Genomic DNA, 20,955 nt, shown 5'->3' on the forward strand with positions numbered 1-20,955 from the left:
GGGCAGTCGCCCGAGCGTCAAGGCCGAACAGTGCAACCGCAATTTTTCGCTGTGAGATCGAGCAAAAATGTCACGAAGCCCGCGCGTCGCCCGCACCGTTTCCGCCCTCCGCCGCGAGCTCGACAGCTTGCGCGCGAGAAAAGCCAGCATCGCGCTCGTGCCGACCATGGGCGCCCTGCATGAAGGGCACATCTCGCTGGTCCGGCTGGCGAAGCGCCGCGCCCACAAGGTGGTCGTCTCGATCTTCGTCAACCCGACTCAGTTCGCGCCGACGGAGGATTTCGGGTCCTACCCCCGGACCTGGAAGGAGGATGTTGCGAAACTCGCGGCCGAGCGCGTCGATCTGATCTGGCATCCCGACGCGAAGGCGATGTATCCGGACGGCTTCGCGACGCGGATCGTGCCGGAGGGCGCGGCATTGGCCGGGCTGGAGGATCGCTTCCGTCCGCATTTCTTCGGCGGGGTCGCGACCGTGGTCGCCAAGCTGTTCACGCAATGCCGGCCGGACGTCGCGATCTTCGGCGAGAAGGACTATCAGCAGCTCCGCGTCGTCGCCCAGATGGCGCGCGACCTCGATCTCGGCGTCCGTGTCGTCGGATCCCGTACGGTGCGCGAACGCGACGGACTCGCGATGTCGTCGCGCAATGTCTACCTCACGGCAGACGAGCGGCGGGCGGCGCCGACGCTGCACCGTGTCCTGAAGGAGCTGGCGGCCCGGCTGCGCGCCGGCGACGACATGCAGGCGGCCATTGGGGATGGCGCCGCCGCGATCACCGAAGCCGGCTTTGCCTTGGACTATCTCGAGGTCCGCGACGCCGAGACGCTGGCGCCCATCGCCCCGAACGAGTCAGGACCGAAACGCATCCTGGTCGCGGCCAAGATCGGAACCACGCGACTGATCGACAATATCGCCGCGTGAGCCGCCGGGAGACCAGCCGTCCGCCAACACCGTGAGCGCGCCCTCGCCCGCAAGGCAGAGGCAAGGACAACTGACGCCGCGTCGAGCGTACGCCCGGCCCTTGCGAGCGAGGCTGACTTCCGCCTCGCGTGAGGCTCATCGAAGTCCTACAGCAGGCCGAGATCGCGCAGCTCGCGGCGCAGCGGCTCGGGCATGGCTTCGACGCCCGCCGCACTGGACTTGCCGAGATCGGCCGGCGCATCCTCGGCCGTCAGATAGCGCCAGCCCTGGAACGGACGCATCGGCCGCGGCGACACCGCGATCACCTTCGGCTGCATGATGATGCGGCACCGCCCGATGCCGTCGCCGTCGCGGAACGGCTCGATGCCGACGATCTTCTCGCGCGCGGCGACCTCACCGCGAATCACCCAATACAGCGAGCCGCCGGCGAGGATGTCCTCGACCCGTTTCGGCGTCATCCGCGTGACATGGACGTGCTGCTGCGGCAGGCCCTTCTTCTTGGCCGCGAGCATGCGCTCGGCGATCCACTCCTTCAGCTCTTTCACGGACTCGCAGCCGACGGCGAGCTTGATCAGGTGCAGAGGCATGATGGCGGTTCGACCAGCGGGATCTATTCGTTGTTGGCGGCCGGCTCGGCGGCCTCAGGCGCCGCTTGAGGCGCCGCAGCGGCCGGCTTCGGCTTCGGCGCGGCCTTCTTGGCCGCCGGCGGCGCCTGGGCGTGGCTGGCAGCCACGGTCGGTGGGGCTGCGGGCGGCGCAAGCTGCGTCGGCGGTTTCGGCGCGGCGGCTGCCGGGGCGACCGAGCGCGTCGAGGCCGTCGGCTCGGGATTCATGATGCTGACCGGCGGGGTGTTCGCCGAGCTGGGAAATTCGGCGGTCGTCGGCTTGCCGTTCGGCGCCGACGGCGCCAGCCCTGGAGGCGCCAATCCCGCAAAGGTTCCAGCGGCCGGTTGGCCCGGCGCCGCATTCCACTGCGAGGCGTAGCGCGTCACCAGCCCCTCATAGGTCCGCCCTTCCATGTTGTTCATCAGTTGCTGGCGATCACCCACGGCACGGAACATCACGCAATCGCTAGGCGTACAGCGGTCGCGTGTCAGCAGCACATAGGCCATCAGGCCATAACGATCGCGCTCGACGGCGCGGCGCAGCGCCAGCAGCTCCGCGGTCATCACCTTGTTCGCGCTGGCGACGTCGCCCACCTGGGACAGCCGGCTCAGCATGCCCGCCGCATAACTGACGGCCGCGGCGGTCATCTCGGCCGATCCGAACAGGCTCTTCTCGCAATTCGCGAGCACCAGATCGCCGGCGAGATCATCCACGCAGGCCAGCGCGGGTGCCGAGAGGCCGACGGAGGCGGTCACCGCAGGATCGCCATTGGCGCCACGCGGGGTCGCATCCTGGCTCCGCATCATCGACGCCACCGCAATCCCGACCGCCAGCAGCGTGATCACCGTCAGCGCGCCGTTGGCGACCGATTTCTCGGCCCTGAGCAGCGTCATCAGCACGACCAGTGCAAAGAAACCCGCCGCGGCAACGGTGAGCCACATCGGGAACGCCGGTGAGTTCAAGAGCTGATCCAACGAGGAAGGCCAGGTCGAGTTCATGCGCGCTTGTTCCTGACGCGGGCCAGCGAAAACGGCCCCGATGGCGTCCCTACATGGGACGGCCGTGAAACGATCATCAAATTCAAATGATCACCCGATCGATTGCGGCCCCACCAAGACAATAAGACGATTCCATACGCCTGCGGGCGCCGGATGGTGTGGAGCTACCCGCTATCCCCAAAGGGATCGCGCAGCAATCGTCATCGCCTCGCGCCACGGCTCCCGAACGCGTGGCAACTCCCCCTCTCGCTTCGGCCATGTCTCCGGCGGCCGCGTCCGCCGACGTGGCACGTCATCTTCAAGACAAGGCCAATTGGCTCTCTCTGGCAACCCGCTCAAAGGCTTCCGTCGAGCTTTTGATTCGATACTGGCAGTCGTCGTCTTCCGTCGGAAGCTGGCGGATGATCTCGTAGGTGCCTGTGGCGGCCGGACGCGAGACGTTGCTCGCGGTGAAATAGACGGTCGCCCCAATGGGGAACTTGTGTTTCAACGCCCTCTCCTGCTCGCATGCCGGCAAGAGCCCCTGGTCCCGCTGCCCGGGCCGGCGTGTCTTTATAAATATCGCCCTTATATCACGCCGCCGCCCGCCCTGACCAGCGACCTCACGACATGGCAAACGCGGAGATTGCGAGAGTCTTCAACGGGATGGGCCCGCAAACGGTATTCTTGGACGAGCGGGTCGGGGTTCGCTCGTCCACCACGGACCAAATCGCGAACGGACGAGACCGCTCAGATGTTCTCGACCCGCTCGATGACCCAGTCCTCCGCCAGGCCGTCCTTCACCCAGGCCGCGAAGGCCGGCATCGCCATCATCATGTCCATGTAGGCGCGGGTTTCGGCGGCGACCGGAATGGCGAAACTGTGGAAGCGCGTGACCACCGGCGCGAACATGGCGTCGGCGGCGCCGAAGCGGCCGAACAGGAACGGCCCGCCATGGCCGTAGCGGGCACGGCAGTCGCGCCAGATGTCCTCGATCCGGGCGATGTTGGCCTTGGCATCGGCAGACAGCTCCACCGGCCGCACCGGCCGGTGCAGGTTCATCGGGCATTCGTTGCGCAAGGCCGGAAAGCCGGAGTGCATCTCCGCGCAGACGGATCGGGCATGGGCGCGGGCAGCGGCATCGGCGGGCCACAGCCCCGCCTGCGGGAAGCGCTCGGCGAGATATTCGATGATCGCGAGCGAATCCCACACGCTGATCGCGCCATCGATCAGGATCGGCACCTTGCCGGCCGGGGAATGCTCAAGGATGCGCGCCTTGTCGGCGGGATCGGCGGTGTAGAGCGGGATCACGATCTCATCGAAGGCGATGTCGCAGCCGCGCAGCGCCAGCCACGGCCGCATCGACCATGAGGAATAGTTCTTGTTGCCGATCACCAGCTTCAGCGTCATGTCGCACCGTCTCCGTGTTGGGCGTGGACGGCCCGCGCAGCCGCGCCGTCGACGCTCATGCTATGGGCGACGCATACAGGATGATCGGCCGTTGCGTCGACACACAAGCGCTACGCCTAGACCACGCGCCCGCCCCCGTGCCGTCGCCGGCCGCAGGGTAGATCAGCGGGCGAAATCCTGCGGCGTGAACGACATCTCGATCACCTTCCACTCGTTGTAGCGATCGGGAGGCAACATCGCGTAGGGCTGGCAGGCATTCAACGCCTGGACCGCGCTCTCCTTGAGCTGGATCGCCTTGGAGGCTGCGACGACCTCTATCACCTCCGGCTCCGTCGCCAGCCGTCCATCCGGTGTCATGCCGAAGCGCAGCCTGATGAGCACGTTGTCCGACAGCGACAGCGACGCCGGCAGCCGCGCGCAGCTCCTGACCTTCTGCCGCAGGGCCGCTTCCAGATTGGCGGCGAGGTTCGTCGTCGCGGTCGGCCCGGCGTCCTTGCCGTCCTCCGGGCCGCCGGGACGCGGCAACGGTGACAGCGGCTCGGGGAGACCGAGCATGACCCCATACTTCACCGTGAGATCCGGTTCGGGAGGCACATAGGTCGGCACGGGCGGCGGCGCCGGCTTGACGGCGGATTTGCTCTCCGCCTTTGCGGCCGTCTTCACCGCCTTGGGCGATGCAGCCTGCGCCGGCTGTTTCGCCGCCGGCGTGGCCGGCATCGGAGGATTGGGGGTCTCCCTGGCGTCCTGCGGGGGACTGGGCGGTGGCGGTGCGGCGGCCGCGGGCAAGGCGCTCGGGTCCGGCTGCGGCAGCACCAGATCCGGCGTCGGGGATGGCGATGGCGTGGCGACCGGCTCGGGCGTCTTCTGCGGCTCGTCAGCGTCGACGATGTTGACCTCGATCTCGTCGCTCTTGGGCAGCTCGTAAGGCCGGACCGAGGTCGAGACCACGACCCCACCGGCGATCAGGAGATGCGCGAGCACGGACGCGGCGATGCCCCAACGGATGAACTGCCAACGTTCCATGCTGCTTCACTACGCCCGCGCATGAGCGAAGGCGCGCGGTGCGCCATCGCTCTGATCATCGGCAGGGAATGCGGCAGCCGCCGTCGTGCGGCCCGCCGGCCGCTCCCTGTCATGTCAGGCTGTAGCACAAATGCGCCGGCGCCGCCCTCAATCCCATTTCGGCGCAAAGGCGAAGTTGGTCATCCGTCCTTCGGGGCTGCCCATCGCGAAGATGTCGGCCATGTCCTGCTCCGAGAGCTCGAAATCGAACACGTCGAGGTTCTCGGACAGCCGTTCGACCTTGGAGGTCCGCGGGATCGCCACGACGTTCTGCTGCACCAGCCAGCGCAGGCAGATCTGCGCCGGGCTCTTGCCATGGGCGCGGCCGATCCGGGTCAGGGTTGGATCATTCCTGATCTTGCCCTTTGCGATCGGACTGTAGGCGACCATGGCGATGCCATGCCGCGCGCAGGCCTCGCGGACCTTGGTCTGATCGAGATAGGGATGATACTCGACCTGATTGCACACCAGCGGCTCCGGCGATGCCGCCACTGCCTCGTCGAGCAGACCGACCGTGAAATTGGACACGCCGATATGACGTGCGAGCCCGAGCGTCTTGGCATGGGCCAGCGCGCCGAGCGTCTCGGTCAGCGGCACGTGCGGATTGGGCCAGTGCAGCAGCAACAGGTCGACCTCGGAGACGCGCAGCCGGACCAGGCTCTCCTTGGCCGAGCGCTCGAGATCGTGCGGCGCAAAATGCGTGGTCCATACCTTGGTCGTCAGGAACACCTCGTTGCGCCGGACGCGGGACGCACGCAGGCCCTCGCCGACCTCGTGCTCGTTCTCATAGACCTGCGCGGTGTCGATGTGCCGGTAGCCGAGAGTGAGCGCCTGCTCGACGATGCGGCTGCAGGTGCGGCCACGCAGCTCCCAGGTTCCGAGACCCAAGGCGGGAATCCTGGCACCATTGGCCTCGATCATCAGCATGGCCGTGCACTCCAGCGCGCGTGCAACATTATGTAGGCACACGCTGGGCGTTGCCAACGCACGACCCGTGGTGGACTTAAGTCTTGGCTAAAGCCGCGAAGACCGTCTCGGGCGCGTGCGCGATGACGGTGAGCAGCGCGCGCGCCGGGCCGCGCGGCATGCGCTTGCCCTGCTCCCAATTGCGGATGGTCTCGACGGGCACACCGAGCTTGGCGGCGAATTCCTGTTGGGTCAGATGCACCCGCCGCCTGAGATCGCGCACTTCGAGCCGAGCCGCGGGCGCCAGCGGAATCTCCTCCCCGTCGCGCAGCTCCACGATCCGTCCATCTGCCTTCAGCCGCAAGCGTTGCATCGTCCGACTCCGTGTCGAGCAACAGTCTCGCCGAACCACGTTAAGGCCGGATTAACGATATAAGTCGTTCAGGCGCCGGGGTTATTTCAGGCCGAACCAGAGCGTGGCGATGCCGAGAAACGAGAAGAAACCGACCACATCGGTCACCGTCGTGACGAAGGTTCCGGAGGCGACGGCGGGGTCGGCGCGGACCCGTTCGAGCACCATCGGGATCAGAATGCCGCCCAGCGCACCCGCGACGAGATTCGAGATCATTGCAAGCCCGATGACGATGCCGAGCCCGGGCATCTTGAACCACGCCACGGCGGCGATGCCGGTGACGAGCGCAAAGGCCAGGCCATTGACGAGCCCGACCAGCCCCTCGCGCATCACCACCCGCATCGCATTGTTCGGCCCGAGCTCCCGCGTCGCCAGCGCGCGCACCGCCACCGTCATGGTCTGGGTCGCGGCATTGCCGCCCTGACTGGCGACGATCGGCGCGAGCACGGCGAGCGCCACCATCTGCTGCAACTGGTCCTCGAACAGGCCGAGCACCGATGACGCCAGGAACGCGGTGGCAAGATTGATCAGCAGCCAGTTGAAGCGGCCCTTGGCGATGGTCCAGACGCTGTCGGACAGTTCCTCGTCGCCCGACACGCCGCCGAGCGCCTTGAAATCCTCGTCGGCCTCCTCCTCGATGACATCGACCACGTCGTCGATGGTGATGACGCCGGCCAGCCGGTTCTCGGCATCGACCACGGGGGCCGCGACCAGATTGTACTTGCCGAACAGCCGCGCCACCTCGGCCAGATCGTCGGTGACGGTGACGCGACGGCGGTCCTCGTCGATCAGATCGGCCAGCGGAACCGGACGGCGGGCGCGCAGCAGCGTATCGAGCGACACCGCACCCTGCCAATGCCGTGCGTCGTCGACCGCATAGATCTCGTAGAACCGCTCGGGCAGATCCCGCGTCTCGCGCATGTAGTCGATGGCCTCGCCGACCGTCCAACCCAGCGGAACCGCGATGAACTCCCTCTGCATGCGGCGGCCGGCCGAGCCCTCGGGATAGTCGAGGCTGCGCGCGAGCGCGTCGCGCTCGGACGGCGGCAGGCGTTCGAGGATCTCCTCCTTGTCCTCCTCGTCGAGGCTTTCCAACAGCTCGACGGCGTCATCGGATTCGAGCTCCCGCACGCCCTCCGCGACGGTCGCGGGCTCGAGCTCCTCGAGGATCTCCTCGCGGACCGCGTCGTCGACCTCGTTCAGCGCGGAGAAGTCGAAATCGGTGCCGGTCAGCTCGACCAGCCGGACACGGTCGTCCGGTGCGAGCGCCGCGATCAGGTCGCCGAGATCGGCCTCGTGCAGCTCGGCGACCTCGGCGCGCAGGAACGCCTCGTCCTCGGCGGCGATGGCCGCCGTGATGGCCGCGATGAATTCGGCGCGAATCTCGCCGGATTCCGTGCGCATCGGCGCGCGATCGCGTAGAGTTGCATCAGCATGGGCAACGTCCGATGTCTCGTTCATGACGTGCCTCACGCGCTTGATTTCAGAGCAAATGGTCTGATTTGTGCTTTCACGCATTACATAATCGGCAACAGCGAGCGCAACGGGAAAAGATGCGGCCTTGGCGATCGATGACAGGATGGGTAAACGCGGCCGGCGTCGTGGCGGCGCTGCTCGCGGCTGACGTCACCGCGGCCGCGCCTGCCGCATGCCCGCGCGAAGGTACGCTCGGCACGTCGCGCATTCTCACCGTCGACGCCGCGACACATCCGCGCGTCGGACTGAAGAGCTTCCCGGACACGCTGCCGCTGCATGACGGCGAAGTGGTTCTGACCTTCGACGACGGCCCGTCGCCGCCGATGACCGACAAGGTGCTGGCCGCGCTCGCCAGGGAATGCGTGCGCGCGACCTTCTTCCTGGTCGGCGAGCCTGCGTCGCGCCGCGCCGCGTGGGTGCGGAAGATCGCGGCCGAAGGCCACACCATAGGCCATCACAGCTTCACGCATGCGAATCTCGCGCACATCACGCCGGAACAGGCCGTCGATGAGATCGATCGCGGCATCGCCGCCGACGAGAAGGCGCTCAACGGCGCGGAGACGACCACGCCGTCGACGCCATTCTTCCGCTTCCCCTATTTCGAATCGACACCGGCGACGCTCGACCTGCTGCAGTCGCGCGGCATCGTCGTGTTCGGGGCCGATCTCTGGGCCAGCGACTGGAACCCGATGTCACCGCAGCAGACGCTGAAGCTGCTGACCGCCCGGCTGAGCCAGGCGCGCAAGGGCATCATCCTGCTGCACGATCCTCAGCCGCGCACGGTCGCCATGTTGCCCGCGTTCCTGCGCTACCTGAAGAACCACGGCTATCGCGTGGTCCATGTGGTTCCGAAGCAGCCGGCGGATGTGCATCACGAGCAGCATAGCGAGCGCCCTTCACCTGCGCCGACGCCGCCGCACGAAGGTGGTTAATCCGTCGTTCAGGGCCGCTGTCTACGCTCGACGGCCGTGATCGCGGCGATTTCTGCCGCTTGCAATCCGGCAACAGCCGCGCGCAAACCGGACCCCGGAACGATGTCATCTCGCGACAGCCGAACATCCCTGCTATGTCTTGGCGGTCGCTTGCGCCTTCCGCGCGGCTGCGACACATCATCGAGCGTCGAAGACCCTGGCCGAAGGCGTCGGGACGGTGAAGGGAATGTGAGCAGCGTGATGCGTGATCGTCGGTGGGCTTGCGTCGGACGGCCAACATGGCTCGCAGTGCTGTTGGGCACCGTCGCCTGCTTCGCCTCCAGTGTCGGATCATCGGCGGCATCGGCAGCCGATTGCCCCGGACATCCCAACGCGCTCGGCACGTCGCGCGTCCTGGTGGTCGATCCGCGCGAGCATCCGCGCATCGGCGCGATGCAGTACAAGGAGACGCTGCCGCTGAAAGATCACGAGGTCGTCATCACCTTCGACGACGGCCCGCTGCCGAAATACAGCAATCAGGTGCTGCAGATCCTTGCCGATCAATGCGTCAAGGCGACGTTCTTCACCATCGGCCGCCAGGCCAAGGCCGATCCCGAGGGCGTGAGGAAGCTTGCGGCCGCCGGCCACACCATCGGCACCCACAGCCAGAACCATCCGCTGAGCTTCAACAAGATGACGCTCGACCAGGTCAAGCCCGAGGTCGACCAGGGGATCGCCTGGACGACAGCGGCGCTCACCGATCCGTCGGCGCTGTCGCCATTCTTCCGCGTGCCCGGCCTGCTGCGCGGCGACGCCGTGGAGAGCTACGCCGCCTCGCTCGGCCTGCAGGTCTGGAGCGCCGATTTCCTCGCCGACGACTGGCGCAGCATCTCCGGCGCCAAGGTCTATGAGCTCGCGATGAAGCGGCTGGAGGCGCGCGGCAAGGGCATCCTGCTGCTGCACGACATCCATGCGCGCACCGCCACGGCGCTGCCGAAGATCCTCGCCGAGCTCAAGGCCAAGAACTACCGCATCGTCCACGTCGTGGCGGCGACACCGGACCGGCCGGCGACGCCGACCGAGCCCGAGGACTGGCTGGTGCACCGCCCGTCGGACGAGACCCCGGTGGCGCATTGGCCCAAGATCGCGCCCGTCGATCTCGCTGGCGCCGATACGGGGGCCCGCGCCAGGCTGGACGATTTCGGGATTCTCAACGTGCCGGCGGCCGTCGCGCGTGTCGCGCAGAAGCCGGCATGGCCGCGTCCGCCGCTCGCGCGGGGGCTTGCGGCGCCGGCCTTGGCAGCGCCGGCGTCCGATCTGTTCGCATGGCCGCCTGTCGCGCCGCTGTCGGCGCAGCGGCGCCAGCTGGCCCGGCTCGAGAGCCCGGCCCCGAAGGCTGTGGCCGCCAAGCCGGCGCCGCGCCCGGTGCGCCTCGCCAGCCTCAGGCGGCGCTGAACATTCGCAGATGTTGCAGGTGAGGACGCGGGACAATTCGCCCGCGCCGCGCGCGATCAGCTCGAGACCAGCTTGCTGACGCAGAGGATGACGGTGGCCGCCAGGAAGAACAGGTCCATGTAGGACTTCTTCTCGCCGTCCTTGCGCAGCGATCCGACGTCGGACACCACCTGCCTAGAGACCACCTGCCCCACCGGCCCGTCGCCCAGCATGCCGGCCAGACGGCGAACGTCCGACTCCATCTTCTCGATCCGTCCGAAGAAGTGGAAGGTGCGCACCACCGTGACGGCGCGCATGCCGGCATAGATCAGCACCACCAGCGCCAGGACGGCGCGGTTCTGGTACTTCTCGACGTAGTTCAGGCTGAGATAGACGGCCGCGAGAAATACGAAATTCGAGATGAAGCGGTACATGAGGCCCGTGAAGTTCATCTGCTCCCCCACATGATGTTCGGATCACTGGCCGACGACAGAACTCACGAAACGCGTTTCGCCCCCGCGTCCTGGTCCAACCGGCGTCACCCTAGGAGAGCGGGCTTGCGAATTCGTGAAGTGGAAATTTTGCAGCGCCAGAACGGCCCAGAACAGCCACGCTTGGTAAACAAGGGACTGCCCGGCGGGCGCCGCTGCAGCCTGCAATTGCAGGGCGGCAGCAGCTCTCGCAGCTATGCGCCGAATCGCGCCGGTGCGCAGGCGGCGACGTCGACGCTCGGCGCTTCGCCGCTCATCAGCTCGGCGAGGATGCGTCCCGTCGCAGGCCCCAGCGTGAAGCCCTGGTGGCCGTGGCCGAAATGCAGCCACATGCCCTTGTGACGCGCCGCCTGGCCGACGACCGGCAGCATGTCGGGCATGCACGGCCGCGTGCCGATCCACGGCTCGGGCTCGACCGGCCTGCCGAGATCGATGAGCTGGCGCGCGGCAGCCTCGGCCTTGCCGAGCTGAACCGGGGTCGATTTCGCATTCGGGGATGACAGCTCGGCACCGGTCGTGATGCGCACGCCGAGCGCCATCGGGTTCATCAGATAGCCGCGCGCCGCATCGCGCAGCGGCAAATCGAGCGGCGCGCCGCCGGTGTAGTGACGGTGATAACCGCGCTTGCGCACCATCGGGATGTCGTAGCCGAACCGCGTCAGGAACTCCGGCGACCACGGCCCGAGCGCGACCACCACGGCCTCGGCCTCGATGCGTCCCTCCGCGGTGGTGACGGCCCAGCCGCTGCCCGCCTGCGCCAGCGTGGTCGCATCGCCGCGCAGCAGCTTGCCGCCGCGGCGCGTGAACAGCTCGGCATAGGAGGCGACCAGGCTGCCGGGATCCGACACGGTCCACGGCTCCTGCCAGTGCAGGCCGCCGATGCCGCTGTCGATCAGCGCGGGCTCGGCCTGCTTCAGCTGCTGGGCGCTGAGCAGCTTGAACTTGACGCCGAACGCCTTGCCGACGGCTTCGGCCTCCCTCGCCTCCTTGTCGAACTGCGCCTGCGTCCGGTGCAGCACGCGAAAGCCGTCGCGGCGCACGAGGTTGCCGGCCCCGGCCGCGAGGATCAGCGGCTCGTGCTCGGGCGCGGCGCGCGCGATCAGTTGCGCATAGGTGCGCGTCAGCACCTCGTGGCGCGCCGGGAACGAATTCCACCAGTATTGCAGCAGCGGCCGCACGTGATAGGGCAGCGCCGCGAGGCTGTAGTGCACGTCGTTGGTGCGCGCGAGCGCGATGTCGAGCACGCCGGCGATATCATAGGGCATCGCGTAGGGCCTGACGGCCTCGCTCTGGATGATGCCGGCATTGCCGTAGCTGGTCTCGCGTCCAGGCTCCCTGCGGTCGACCAGCGCCACTGACCAGCCACGGCTCTGCAGGTGCAGCGCCGTGCCGACGCCGACCATGCCGCCACCGAGAACGATCGCGCTTTGCATCGTCATCACTCCTGCTCAGGTCCGCGCCGCCGCGACGACGGTGACCTCGATCTTCACATCCGCGATCATCTGCGCCTGCACCGTGGTGCGGACCGGCATCGGGTCCTTGAAGTGCCTGCGATAGGCCTCGTTGTAGGCGGCGAAATCCGCCTTGTCGGCGAGGTGCACCATGCAGGACACGATGTCGTCGAACGTCAGCCCCTCGCCCGCCAGCGTTTCCGCGATGTGCTTGAAGACGAGGTCGGTCTGCGCCGCGATGCCCTCGGGGATGCTGCCGTCATCGGCGACCGGAATCTCGCCGGACAGGAACACCAGGCCGCCGGCGCGGCGCACCAGCGAGAACGGCCATGAGGGGGCGTCGGACATCGTTAGTCGCTCCATGATGTAGTGATCATGAGTGCCGCCTCAATCCCACGCCATGAAGCCGGGCGTCTGCGCCAGCGGCGGCAGCGACGCGAGCCTTTCGAGATCCGGCCGGGGACGGCGCAGCTCGGCATCATCGGCGAACGCGGCCTCCAGCGCCGCGGCAACGCCGAGCACCAGCGCGTCGCCGCCGCGGGGACCGACGATCTGCAGGCCGAACGGCAGGCCGTTGTCGTCGAGGCCGAGCGGCAGGCTCAGCGCAGGATGCCCGGCCAGGGTCACCGCGTAGGCGAGCGCCAGCCAGTGGAAGTACGACCGCGTCGGCACGCCGTCGATCTCCGCCGGATACAGCTCCGCCCACGGCCGCGGGCTCAAGGTGATGGTCGGGCTGATCAGCACGTCGTGGCGTGCGAAGAAGCCCTGATAGGCGCGATAGATGCGGGTCTGGTTGGCGCTCGCACGCGAAAAATCCTCGAGGCTGTAGCCGAGCCCCTCCTCGACATTGGCGCGTACGTTCGGCCCGAGCATGTCGGGCCGCTCGCGATAATTCTTGCCGTGCTGGGTGAGGAACAGCGAGGCACGCAGCACCGCAAAGGTCTCGTCGGCGCCGCTGCAATCCGGCGCGCCCTCCTGCGCGCCAGCAAACAGCGGCGCGATGCGCGACACCCGCGCGCGGAAGGCGCGGCGGATCAGTTGTTCGGTCGGCGCAAAGCCGAAATCCTCGGTGAAGGCGAGCCTGAGCTTGTTGAGTTCGACCGCCGGCGGCACGGCCCAGCGCGACGGCGCGCCGCGCACGGCCTCGCCCGGCAGGGTGTAGGCGAGCGGATCGCGCGCATCGTCGCTCGCCATCACCGACAGCATCAGCGCGGTGTCGGCGACATCGCGCGCCATCGGCCCGTCGGTCGACAGGCACGACCAGCCATGGGCGCGCTTCTCGCTGGCGACGAGGCCGTAGGAGGGGCGCATGCCGACGATGCCGGAGAAGCCGGCCGGATTGCGCAAGCTGCCGCCGGTGTCCGAGCCGGAGGCCAGCGGGGCCATGCCGCAGGCGAGCGCGACCGCCGAGCCGCCGGAGGAGCCGGCGGCCGAGCGCGCGGGATCGAACGGGTTGCCGGTGGCGCCGAACACGGGATTGCGGGTGTTGCCGCCCGCCGCCCATTCCGGCGTGTTGGTCTTGCCGAAGATGATTGCGCCGGCGGCGCGCAGCCGGCCCACCGAGGCCTGGTCGACGGCCGGCACGTTGTCGGCCAGGATCGGGCTGCCATAGGTGGAGCGCATCCCGGCGGTGTCCTGGGTATCCTTGATCAGCACCGGCAGGCCGTGCAGCGCCCCCCGGTCCTCGCCCCTCACGATCTCGGCCTCGGCGACCTCGGCCGCCGCGCGGGCGGCCGCCTCGTCCAGAGTCACCACCGCGTTGACGGCCGGGTTCACCGCCGCAATCCGCTCCAGGAACGAGTCGAGCAGCGCGACGGGCGAGATCGCCTTTGTTTTCAGCAGCTTGACCAGCTCGACGGCCGTCTTGTCGCAAATCGATTCCACGGGGCTTCTCTTTTCCGTTTCGGAAAACTATTTAGCATATAGGAAATCGAATGCACGACCCGAAAACGCATTGTTCCACCGCTGTCCACGCATGACCTTCGGACATTGGAGCACCCGATTGAATTTCCTGCTCTATGGGCCGAGATTGTCCGGGCTGCTCGGCTCTCGACACGCCTGATCCGCTAACGGATTTTCCGGAGATCGCTTTGACAGACACCGCCATCAGCGCGCCGACCGAAGGCCCCCACTCCCAGCTCGGCCAGTGCCTGAAGGCGGCCCGGCAGGCGCGCGGCCTGACCCTGAAGCAGGTCGCCGAAAAGACCGGCATGGCGCTGTCAACGCTGTCCAAGGTCGAGAACGGCCTGATGTCGCTGACCTACGACAAGCTGCTGCAGCTCACCTCGGGCCTGCAGATGGACATCGCCGAGCTATTCAGCCCGACGACGACGCGCCCCGAGGCGGGTCGCCCGGTGACCGCCCGCCGCAGCGTCAGCCGCGCCGGCCAGGGCCAGATTGTCAACACCAGGTTCTACACCTACACCTATCAATGCACCGACCTGATCGGAAAGCGCATGGTGCCGATGATCGCCGAGGTGCGCGCCCGCACGCTCGAGGAGTTCGGCCCCCTGCTCCGCCACAGCGGCGAGGAGTATTTCCTCGTCACCCGCGGCACCATCGCCGTGCACACCGAATTCTACGCCCCAGAGATCCTGCACGAGGGCGACGGCATGTATCTCGACAGCACCATGGGCCACGCCTACCTCAACGCCGGCGATGCCGACTCCGCGCAGGGCGTGTGTCTCTGCACCAGTGAGCAGGCCGATCTGTTCGAGCAGCTGCACCGGATTGCGAGGAAGGATGCGGTGGAGTGAGGTGAAGCCTCCGGCGTAACCCAGCGCACTCGCTGGGGCCCACAACTGAAAGTGCCCTCAGCAGCAGAGCGACTTCCGCAAGCTCACGACAGACGGCTGATGCTTCTCCACTCCCACCGAGCAGCGGAGGTGCGAAAGACCACAGCTACTAAGCCGGTCGGCACCGGCTCGTTCGCGGGACCTGTCATTGGGTCCAAACGATCGCTAGTGGCTCACGAGTCTGCCAGAAACCGTTCGGACCACAACCGGCGCGCCGATCTCTTTCAACAAGCGACTGATGCGCGCCTTGTCAGCGCCCGGCTCGACATCGACCCGCACGTAGAACGCGCTCGTCTCGTCTCGATATACCGATCTCGATATACTGACGGACCCGACCTCCGAAGCGCTGCAATCATCCGATGGACGACTGTCTCAAGCCCAAGTCCCGACCCGACGGGCGACTCGGCCCTTGCCTCCCCACGGCCTGGGCCCCCAATCATGGGCCAAGGTCGATGCGCGGAGATTCTCATTTCACGAGACGCCTCAAGCACATCACGCCTGTCCAGTCCGTCCGGCGAAAATATCCTGCTTTCTCATTTTCAGAAATCGTGATTGAGTGCAGCCGTCCCGCCTCGGCACGAGGGGCGTATCGCGATCGTCACGGCACGCGGGGTGGGATGCGGTGGGCGCAGCGGTTCGCAGCATGACGAAGGTCATGCGGACGAACGAAGCCGTTGCGCCGGCGAAATCGTAGGGTCCTGGCCTCCCGATGCTGAGGCCAAGCTCGCGACAACGCGTTCGCGTTGCGCGGGTGACGGGGGCAAGACAGCCGGTCCCCGGGGAGAGGACGTATAAGCCGGAAAACCATCGCGCGGGGAATGCCGGGATGTCTCGGCTGAACCTGTGGTTCCTGCCGCCTGCATTCTTGTTCGCAGGCGGGCCATGGGTGCGGCCAGCACCCGGCATTCCCCGCGCCCTCGTCGTCGAGAGGGCGAAACGACCGGCACAGCTCGGACGCCCTGCGCGCCGCGAGGCGGAAACGACTTGTCCGGACGGTGCTGTCGATCGGGGCGAACACGGGATCGCTCACCGCATGATCGCCCGCGGGCTCACGTCGCCTTCCTGCCGGCCAGGGCCGAGACGATCGCCTCCGACAATTGGCCGAGCCGGAACGGCTTGGCGAGCAGCCTGCTCGTCGCGCGGAAATCTTCCGGCACCAGCGAGGGGTCGGCGAAGCCGGACATGAAGACGATCGGCAGCTCAGGCCATCGGCGGCGCACCTCGCGCGCCAGGTCGATGCCGGTCATGGCATCCGGCAGCAGAATGTCGGTCAGCAGCAGCGCGAACGGGTCCGACCGCTCCAGCGCGGCGATCGCGGCTGCCGCATGGGTGACGACGACCGGGCTGTAGCCCATCGACGTCAGCATGGTCGATGCCATCGCGCCGACCAGCGGATTGTCCTCGACCACCAGGATCCGCTCGCCGGTCTGCGGCCGCGCCAGCCGCGCCGCACCGGCGCGCGCGCGGCCCGTGGCGCCCGGCCCCGCGCTCGGCAGATACAGCGTGACGCAGGTGCCTTCCGCCACCCGGCTGTCGATCAGCACCGTGCCGCCCGATTGCCGCGCAAAGCCATAGACCATGCTGAGGCCGAGGCCGCTGCCCTTGCCGAATTCCTTGGTGGTGAAGAACGGCTCGAAGGCGCGGCGCGCGATCTCGGGCGGCATGCCGGCCCCCAGGTCCGACACCGCGATGGTCACGTAGTCGCCGGGCATGATGCGCTCGTCGCCGTCGTCGAGCGGCTGGTCGAGCACGGCATTCGTCGTCGCGATCGTCAGGCGCCCGCCGCCGTCCATCGCGTCCCGCGCATTGAGCGCCAAATTGAGCAGCGCGTTCTGCAATTGCGTCGGATCGATCAGGCAGTGCCACAGCATCGGGTCCTGCGCCAATTCGATCTCGATGTTCTCGCCGAGCGTCCGCTGCAGGATGGTCGTCATGCCGTTGACGAGCTGGTTCACGTCGGTGACCTGCGGCTGCAGCGCCTGCTTGCGGGCGAAGGCGAGCAGCCGGCGGTTGAGATCGGCGACCCGCTCCGCCGCCTCGATCGCCCGCTCGACCATGCTGCGGCGGGAGCTTTCGCCGGGCGTGAGCGCGTCGAGCAGCAGATCGAGATTGCCGAGCGTCGCCGCCAGCATGTTGTTGGAGTCGTGCGCGATACCTCCCGCCAACTGGCCGATGGCCTCCATCTTCTGCGCCTGACGCAGTTCGTCCTCGATGCGCTTGCGCTCGGTGATGTCGACCGACAGCACGAAATAGCCGCGCACCGTGCCATCCTGGCTGCGATCCGGCACGCGAATGGTCTCGCACCAGCGTTCACGGCCGTCGGGAAACGCGATCTTCTCCTCACCGCCCGCGGTTCGGCCGGCCAGCGCGGCCTCGATCTTCGGCCTCACCTCGTCTCGCCGCGCGGGGTCGATGTAGTCGTCGATCCGCCGGCTGCGACCGACCCCGCTGGACGGCTGCGCATACCATTCGCGCGCGACGCGGTTGGCATAGCGGATGTCACCATCGGCGCCGACCTGGACGATCAGCGCGGGCACGTTCTCCGTGACCAGCAGATGCTGCTCGAAACTGTCGCGCAGCGCCTGCTCGGAGGCCGCGCGCAGCCGCCATTGCCGCGCCAGGACGAGGCCGAATCCGGCGATCAGCAGATTGAGGCCGGCGGCGATGGCGCTGTAGTACAGCGCATTGTTCTTCCAGCCGGCCAGATACTCGACCGGGTCGCGCGCCACGGTCACCACCAGCGGCAGGCCGGCGACGCGCCGATAGCTGATGCTCCGCGACGTCCCGTCCGTCATGCCGCTGCCCTCGAAGCTGCCGTGAGGCGCCTGCGGGAGATAGAGGCTGAACAGGCGATTGGACCCGACGTTGCGGCCGGCGAAATCGTCGGCATGCGGCGAGCGCAGCAGGATCGTGCCGTCGTCGCGATAGAGCGTCACCGTTCCGCGCTGCCCCACGTTCAGCGACAGGAAGAACTGCCGCAGATTCTCGTAGTCCACCGCCACGACGATCACGCCGGCAAATCGTCCGTCCGGCATCATCAAGGCGCGGCTGACCGCGATGAACCGACCCCTGTTCACGCGCGAGGCCACCGGCACGTCGATGAAGAGACCGCGGCCGGGGTCATCGCGCTGGACCTTGTAATAGGCCCGATCGGCGAAATTGTTCTCACGGCCGGGAACTCCGTTGCCGGCGCTGTCGCCGAGCAGATTGCCGTCCGCATCCAGCACGACGATGCCGCCCGCGGCGGGGTACGGCACCACCCTGCGCTTCAACTCGCCGATCAGGGCCGGGTTGCCGGCAGTGAGCAGCGATGGGTCCTGCTTGAGACTGTCGATCGTCGTGTTCAAGAGCACGTCGACGCCCTGGATGTTGCGCAACATGTATTCTTCGAGCGCGCGGGCGAGATCTCCGTTGGCCGCCTCGGTGGTCCGATAGGTCTCCCGATAGTTGACGGAAAGCATGTGGGCCACGAAGGCATCACACAGCAGCGCCAGCACGAGGCCACTCAGCACGATGATCCACGGAGTCCAGCGCCGGTCCATCCAGGAGCCGGACGCGAACCTCGTCCAGGCGTCGACGATGCCTTCCTGCCGCGGACCGCGCCGATGGTCGGCTCTCGCTTTGATCTGGTCCGGCATGGCGTCGAATTCAGGAGGTCGTCGGGCGGTTTGATTGTGAATCGATCGGCTTAGGGGGCATCGGCGAAGGTCCGGATTATGCCGAATTCCGCGTCTCCAGGCGCGTCGCGATCCATATCGCGGGCGCTCGATAGCACGGTTTGCCGGGGCGTGTCATCGGCACCCGCCAAGCGCTGCGGCGGTCGCGGAGGGGCTCGAGGCGTCAAGACGCGATCAGAGCTGGTGCTCGAACGCCTCGCGCTCGGCGCGGCTCAGATGCAGGCCATGCTTGGTGCGCCGGTCGAGGACGTCGGCGGCCGTGACGGCCCACTCCTGCTCGCGCAGGAAAACGAGCTCGCGCTCATAGAACGAGGCACCGAAATGGCGGCCGAGATCGCCGACGTTGCGGGACGCTCCGAGCAGGTCGCGCGCGCGGGTGCCGTAGAGCCGCGCATAGTGCGCCACTACATCGCGCGGCAATCCCGGATAGGCGCCTGCGAGATCAGCGAGGAACTGATCGAACGGCACGCCGAAATCGCCGCCCGGAAGACGCGCGTCCGCCGTCCATGCCGGCGCCATCTGCGGAAACCACGGCGCGAGACGTTCCATTGCCTGCTCGGCGAGCCGGCGAAACGTCGTGATCTTGCCGCCGAAGATCGACAGCAACGGCGGCTGTCCGGGCGCACCATGCATCTCGAACACGTAGTCGCGCGTCACCGCCGACGGATTGTCGGCGTTGTCATCGTAGAGCGGCCGCACCCCGGAGAAGGCGTGAATGATATCACCCTTGCCCGGCGCGGCCCGGAAATAGCGCTTGAGCACGGCGAGCAGATAGTCGATCTCGGCACCATCGACAGCGACGTCGTCTGCGCGGCCGTCATGCACGATGTCGGTGGTCCCGATCAGCGCCAGGTCGGTCTCATAGGGATTGACGAAGATCACGCGGCGGTCGGTGTTCTGCAGCAGATAGGCCTGCGATCCGCTCCAGAATTTTGGCACCACGAGATGGCTGCCTTTGACGAGCCGCACGTTGTGCGCGGAGTTGAGCCCGGCGACACCCTGTACCACGTCCTGCACCCAGGGACCTGCGGCATTCACCAGCGCCTTCGTTCGGACGATCTGAACCTCGCCGTCTTCGGAGCGCATCTCCAGCCGCCAGGCATCGCCCTCACGCCGTGCGCTCACAGCGCGGGTGCGCGGCAGGATGATGGCTCCCTTGTGCGCGGCATCGACGAGATTGAGGATCACCAGCCGGGCATCGTCGACCCAGCAGTCCGAATATTCGAAGCCGCGCCGGAACTCGGGGCGCAGCGGCGCGCCCTCCGGCTCGTGCGCGAGATCGACGTTGCGGCTCGCCGGCAGCTGCTTGCGGCCGCCGAGATGGTCGTAGAGGAACAGCCCGGTGCGCACCAGCCAGGCGGGACGCTGCTCCGGCGAGTGCGGCAGCACGAAGCGCATCGGCCAGATGATGTGCGGCGCCGAGGCCAACAGCACCTCGCGCTCGATCAGCGCTTCGCGCACCAGGCGGAATTCGTAGTACTCCAGATAGCGCAAGCCGCCATGGATCAGCTTGCCCGATCGCGACGAGGTGCCTTGCGCAAAATCGTCCTTCTCGCACAGCAGCACCTTCAGGCCGCGGCCGGCGGCATCTCGGGCGATACCAGCGCCATTGATGCCGCCGCCGATCACGGCGAGGTCCAACAGACCGTGATCGGTTCCGCTGCGTGAGACCGTCGCATTCATCGCTTGCTGCTGCGCTTCTTCTCTGGCTTGCTGCGCGCAGCGGCACGCGCCTTCGTCGCAGCCTTGGCCGGCTTTGCCGCTTTCGCCTTCGGCTCCTGCAGACCATAGGTCGAAAAGCCCTGCGCCGTCTCGGCGATCTCGGCGTCACCCAGAATGTGCGGCTGGCCGAGGGCGAGCGACAGGTAGTACTGCTTCGCGATGGTCTCGAGCTCGACCGCAAGCCACATCGCCTTGTCGAGGTTGGCGCCGACCGCGATCATGCCGTGATTGGCCAGCAGGCAGCCGTTGCGGCCTTCCAGCGCCTCCAGCGCAAGCTCGGACAATTCGGCCGTGCCGAACCGCGCATAGCCGGCGCAGCGGATGTCGGTGCCGCCGAACGCCGCCATCATGTAGTGGCAGGCCGGGATCGGCTTGCGCGCGATGGCGAGCACGGTGGCATAGGTGGAATGCGTGTGAACGACGCCGCCGACATCCGGACGGCCGCGCATGATGTCGAGATGAAAGCGCCATTCCGTCGAGGGCTTCAACGGCCCCTCCCAGGAACCGTATTCACCCTCGAGCGGCATCGAGGCGATCATCTCCGGCTTCATCGAGTCATAGGGCGTCGCCGAGGGCGTGATCAGCATGCGGTCCTTGTAGCGGGCGGAAATGTTGCCCGAAGTGCCCTGGTTCAGCCCCGACGCATTCATCCATCGGCATTTGGCGATGATGTTCTCGCGGATCAGCCGTTCCTCGCGATTCATGTC

19 protein-coding genes are annotated in these 20,955 nt (G+C 67.3%); 4 read left to right on the plus strand and 15 right to left on the minus strand.

What is annotated here, in order from left to right; all coding sequences use genetic code 11:
* The first annotated feature begins 67 nt into the window (after positions 1 to 67).
* Positions 68 to 919 (plus strand): pantoate--beta-alanine ligase, encoded by an 852-nt coding sequence (panC, locus tag ACQR0U_RS29140; RefSeq protein ID WP_434842103.1) that lies wholly within the window; start codon positions 68 to 70, stop codon positions 917 to 919.
* A gap of 146 nt (positions 920 to 1,065) precedes the next feature.
* Here the strand turns inward: panC and ACQR0U_RS29145 are convergent, their stop codons facing one another.
* From ACQR0U_RS29145 to mgtE, 8 genes are all read right to left on the minus strand, one after another.
* On the minus strand, positions 1,066 to 1,506 hold the full coding sequence (locus tag ACQR0U_RS29145) for a DUF1489 family protein (RefSeq protein ID WP_316171451.1): 441 nt from the start codon (positions 1,504 to 1,506) through the stop codon (positions 1,066 to 1,068).
* Positions 1,507 to 1,529: 23 nt separating this feature from the next.
* Positions 1,530 to 2,522, minus strand: a complete 993-nt coding sequence (locus ACQR0U_RS29150) for a hypothetical protein (RefSeq protein ID WP_315827277.1) — start codon at positions 2,520 to 2,522, stop codon at positions 1,530 to 1,532.
* A gap of 298 nt (positions 2,523 to 2,820) precedes the next feature.
* Positions 2,821 to 3,012: a hypothetical protein gene (locus ACQR0U_RS29155; RefSeq protein ID WP_315718364.1), complete on the minus strand. Its 192-nt coding sequence runs from the start codon at positions 3,010 to 3,012 to the stop codon at positions 2,821 to 2,823.
* A gap of 239 nt (positions 3,013 to 3,251) precedes the next feature.
* Entirely contained in the window at positions 3,252 to 3,911 is a 660-nt protein-coding gene (locus ACQR0U_RS29160; RefSeq protein WP_316171452.1) for a glutathione S-transferase family protein, read from the minus strand.
* Between the two features lie 162 nt (positions 3,912 to 4,073).
* Entirely contained in the window at positions 4,074 to 4,934 is an 861-nt protein-coding gene (locus ACQR0U_RS29165; RefSeq protein WP_434844124.1) for a hypothetical protein, read from the minus strand.
* Between the two features lie 147 nt (positions 4,935 to 5,081).
* On the minus strand, positions 5,082 to 5,900 hold the full coding sequence (locus tag ACQR0U_RS29170; protein WP_434844125.1) for an aldo/keto reductase: 819 nt from the start codon (positions 5,898 to 5,900) through the stop codon (positions 5,082 to 5,084).
* A gap of 76 nt (positions 5,901 to 5,976) precedes the next feature.
* Entirely contained in the window at positions 5,977 to 6,252 is a 276-nt protein-coding gene (locus ACQR0U_RS29175; protein WP_434872353.1) for a helix-turn-helix domain-containing protein, read from the minus strand.
* Between the two features lie 81 nt (positions 6,253 to 6,333).
* Positions 6,334 to 7,752, minus strand: a complete 1,419-nt coding sequence (gene mgtE, locus ACQR0U_RS29180; RefSeq protein ID WP_316187315.1) for a magnesium transporter — start codon at positions 7,750 to 7,752, stop codon at positions 6,334 to 6,336.
* Between the two features lie 110 nt (positions 7,753 to 7,862).
* On the opposite strand from mgtE, the gene ACQR0U_RS29185 reads away from it, so the two are divergent.
* Complete coding sequence (locus ACQR0U_RS29185) at positions 7,863 to 8,699, plus strand: polysaccharide deacetylase family protein (protein WP_315753006.1); 837 nt, start codon at positions 7,863 to 7,865, stop codon at positions 8,697 to 8,699.
* 240 nt (positions 8,700 to 8,939) lie between these two features.
* Entirely contained in the window at positions 8,940 to 10,133 is a 1,194-nt protein-coding gene (locus ACQR0U_RS29190) for a polysaccharide deacetylase family protein (protein ID WP_315753007.1), read from the plus strand.
* Between the two features lie 56 nt (positions 10,134 to 10,189).
* Here the strand turns inward: ACQR0U_RS29190 and ACQR0U_RS29195 are convergent, their stop codons facing one another.
* From ACQR0U_RS29195 to ACQR0U_RS29210, 4 genes are all read right to left on the minus strand, one after another.
* Positions 10,190 to 10,564, minus strand: a complete 375-nt coding sequence (locus tag ACQR0U_RS29195) for a hypothetical protein (RefSeq protein ID WP_315718356.1) — start codon at positions 10,562 to 10,564, stop codon at positions 10,190 to 10,192.
* 233 nt (positions 10,565 to 10,797) lie between these two features.
* Positions 10,798 to 12,036: an NAD(P)/FAD-dependent oxidoreductase gene (locus tag ACQR0U_RS29200; protein ID WP_316171456.1), complete on the minus strand. Its 1,239-nt coding sequence runs from the start codon at positions 12,034 to 12,036 to the stop codon at positions 10,798 to 10,800.
* A 15-nt stretch (positions 12,037 to 12,051) separates the two neighbouring features.
* On the minus strand, positions 12,052 to 12,402 hold the full coding sequence (locus tag ACQR0U_RS29205) for a RidA family protein (protein WP_316202710.1): 351 nt from the start codon (positions 12,400 to 12,402) through the stop codon (positions 12,052 to 12,054).
* 39 nt (positions 12,403 to 12,441) lie between these two features.
* Positions 12,442 to 13,938, minus strand: a complete 1,497-nt coding sequence (locus ACQR0U_RS29210; RefSeq protein ID WP_434844127.1) for an amidase — start codon at positions 13,936 to 13,938, stop codon at positions 12,442 to 12,444.
* A 206-nt stretch (positions 13,939 to 14,144) separates the two neighbouring features.
* On the opposite strand from ACQR0U_RS29210, the gene ACQR0U_RS29215 reads away from it, so the two are divergent.
* Positions 14,145 to 14,810 carry a helix-turn-helix domain-containing protein gene (locus ACQR0U_RS29215; RefSeq protein WP_434844128.1) on the plus strand — a complete coding sequence of 222 codons (666 nt, stop codon included), beginning with the start codon at positions 14,145 to 14,147 and terminating at the stop codon, positions 14,808 to 14,810.
* A gap of 1,088 nt (positions 14,811 to 15,898) precedes the next feature.
* Here the strand turns inward: ACQR0U_RS29215 and ACQR0U_RS29220 are convergent.
* The 3 genes from ACQR0U_RS29220 to ACQR0U_RS29230 form a co-directional block, all read right to left on the minus strand.
* A complete protein-coding gene (locus ACQR0U_RS29220; protein WP_315753011.1) occupies positions 15,899 to 18,487 on the minus strand; it encodes an ATP-binding protein in 2,589 nt (862 codons plus the stop codon).
* Positions 18,488 to 18,700: 213 nt separating this feature from the next.
* Complete coding sequence (locus ACQR0U_RS29225) at positions 18,701 to 20,209, minus strand: glycerol-3-phosphate dehydrogenase (protein WP_316187323.1); 1,509 nt, start codon at positions 20,207 to 20,209, stop codon at positions 18,701 to 18,703.
* On the minus strand, positions 20,206 to 20,952 hold the full coding sequence (locus tag ACQR0U_RS29230; RefSeq protein WP_315827284.1) for a class II aldolase/adducin family protein: 747 nt from the start codon (positions 20,950 to 20,952) through the stop codon (positions 20,206 to 20,208). Before ACQR0U_RS29230 ends, ACQR0U_RS29225 begins: the two co-directional genes overlap by 4 nt.
* Positions 20,953 to 20,955 lie beyond the last annotated feature (3 nt).

The organism is Bradyrhizobium sp. HKCCYLRH3097, from assembly GCF_051167875.1.
Taxonomy (GTDB): Bacteria; Pseudomonadota; Alphaproteobacteria; order Rhizobiales; family Xanthobacteraceae; genus Bradyrhizobium.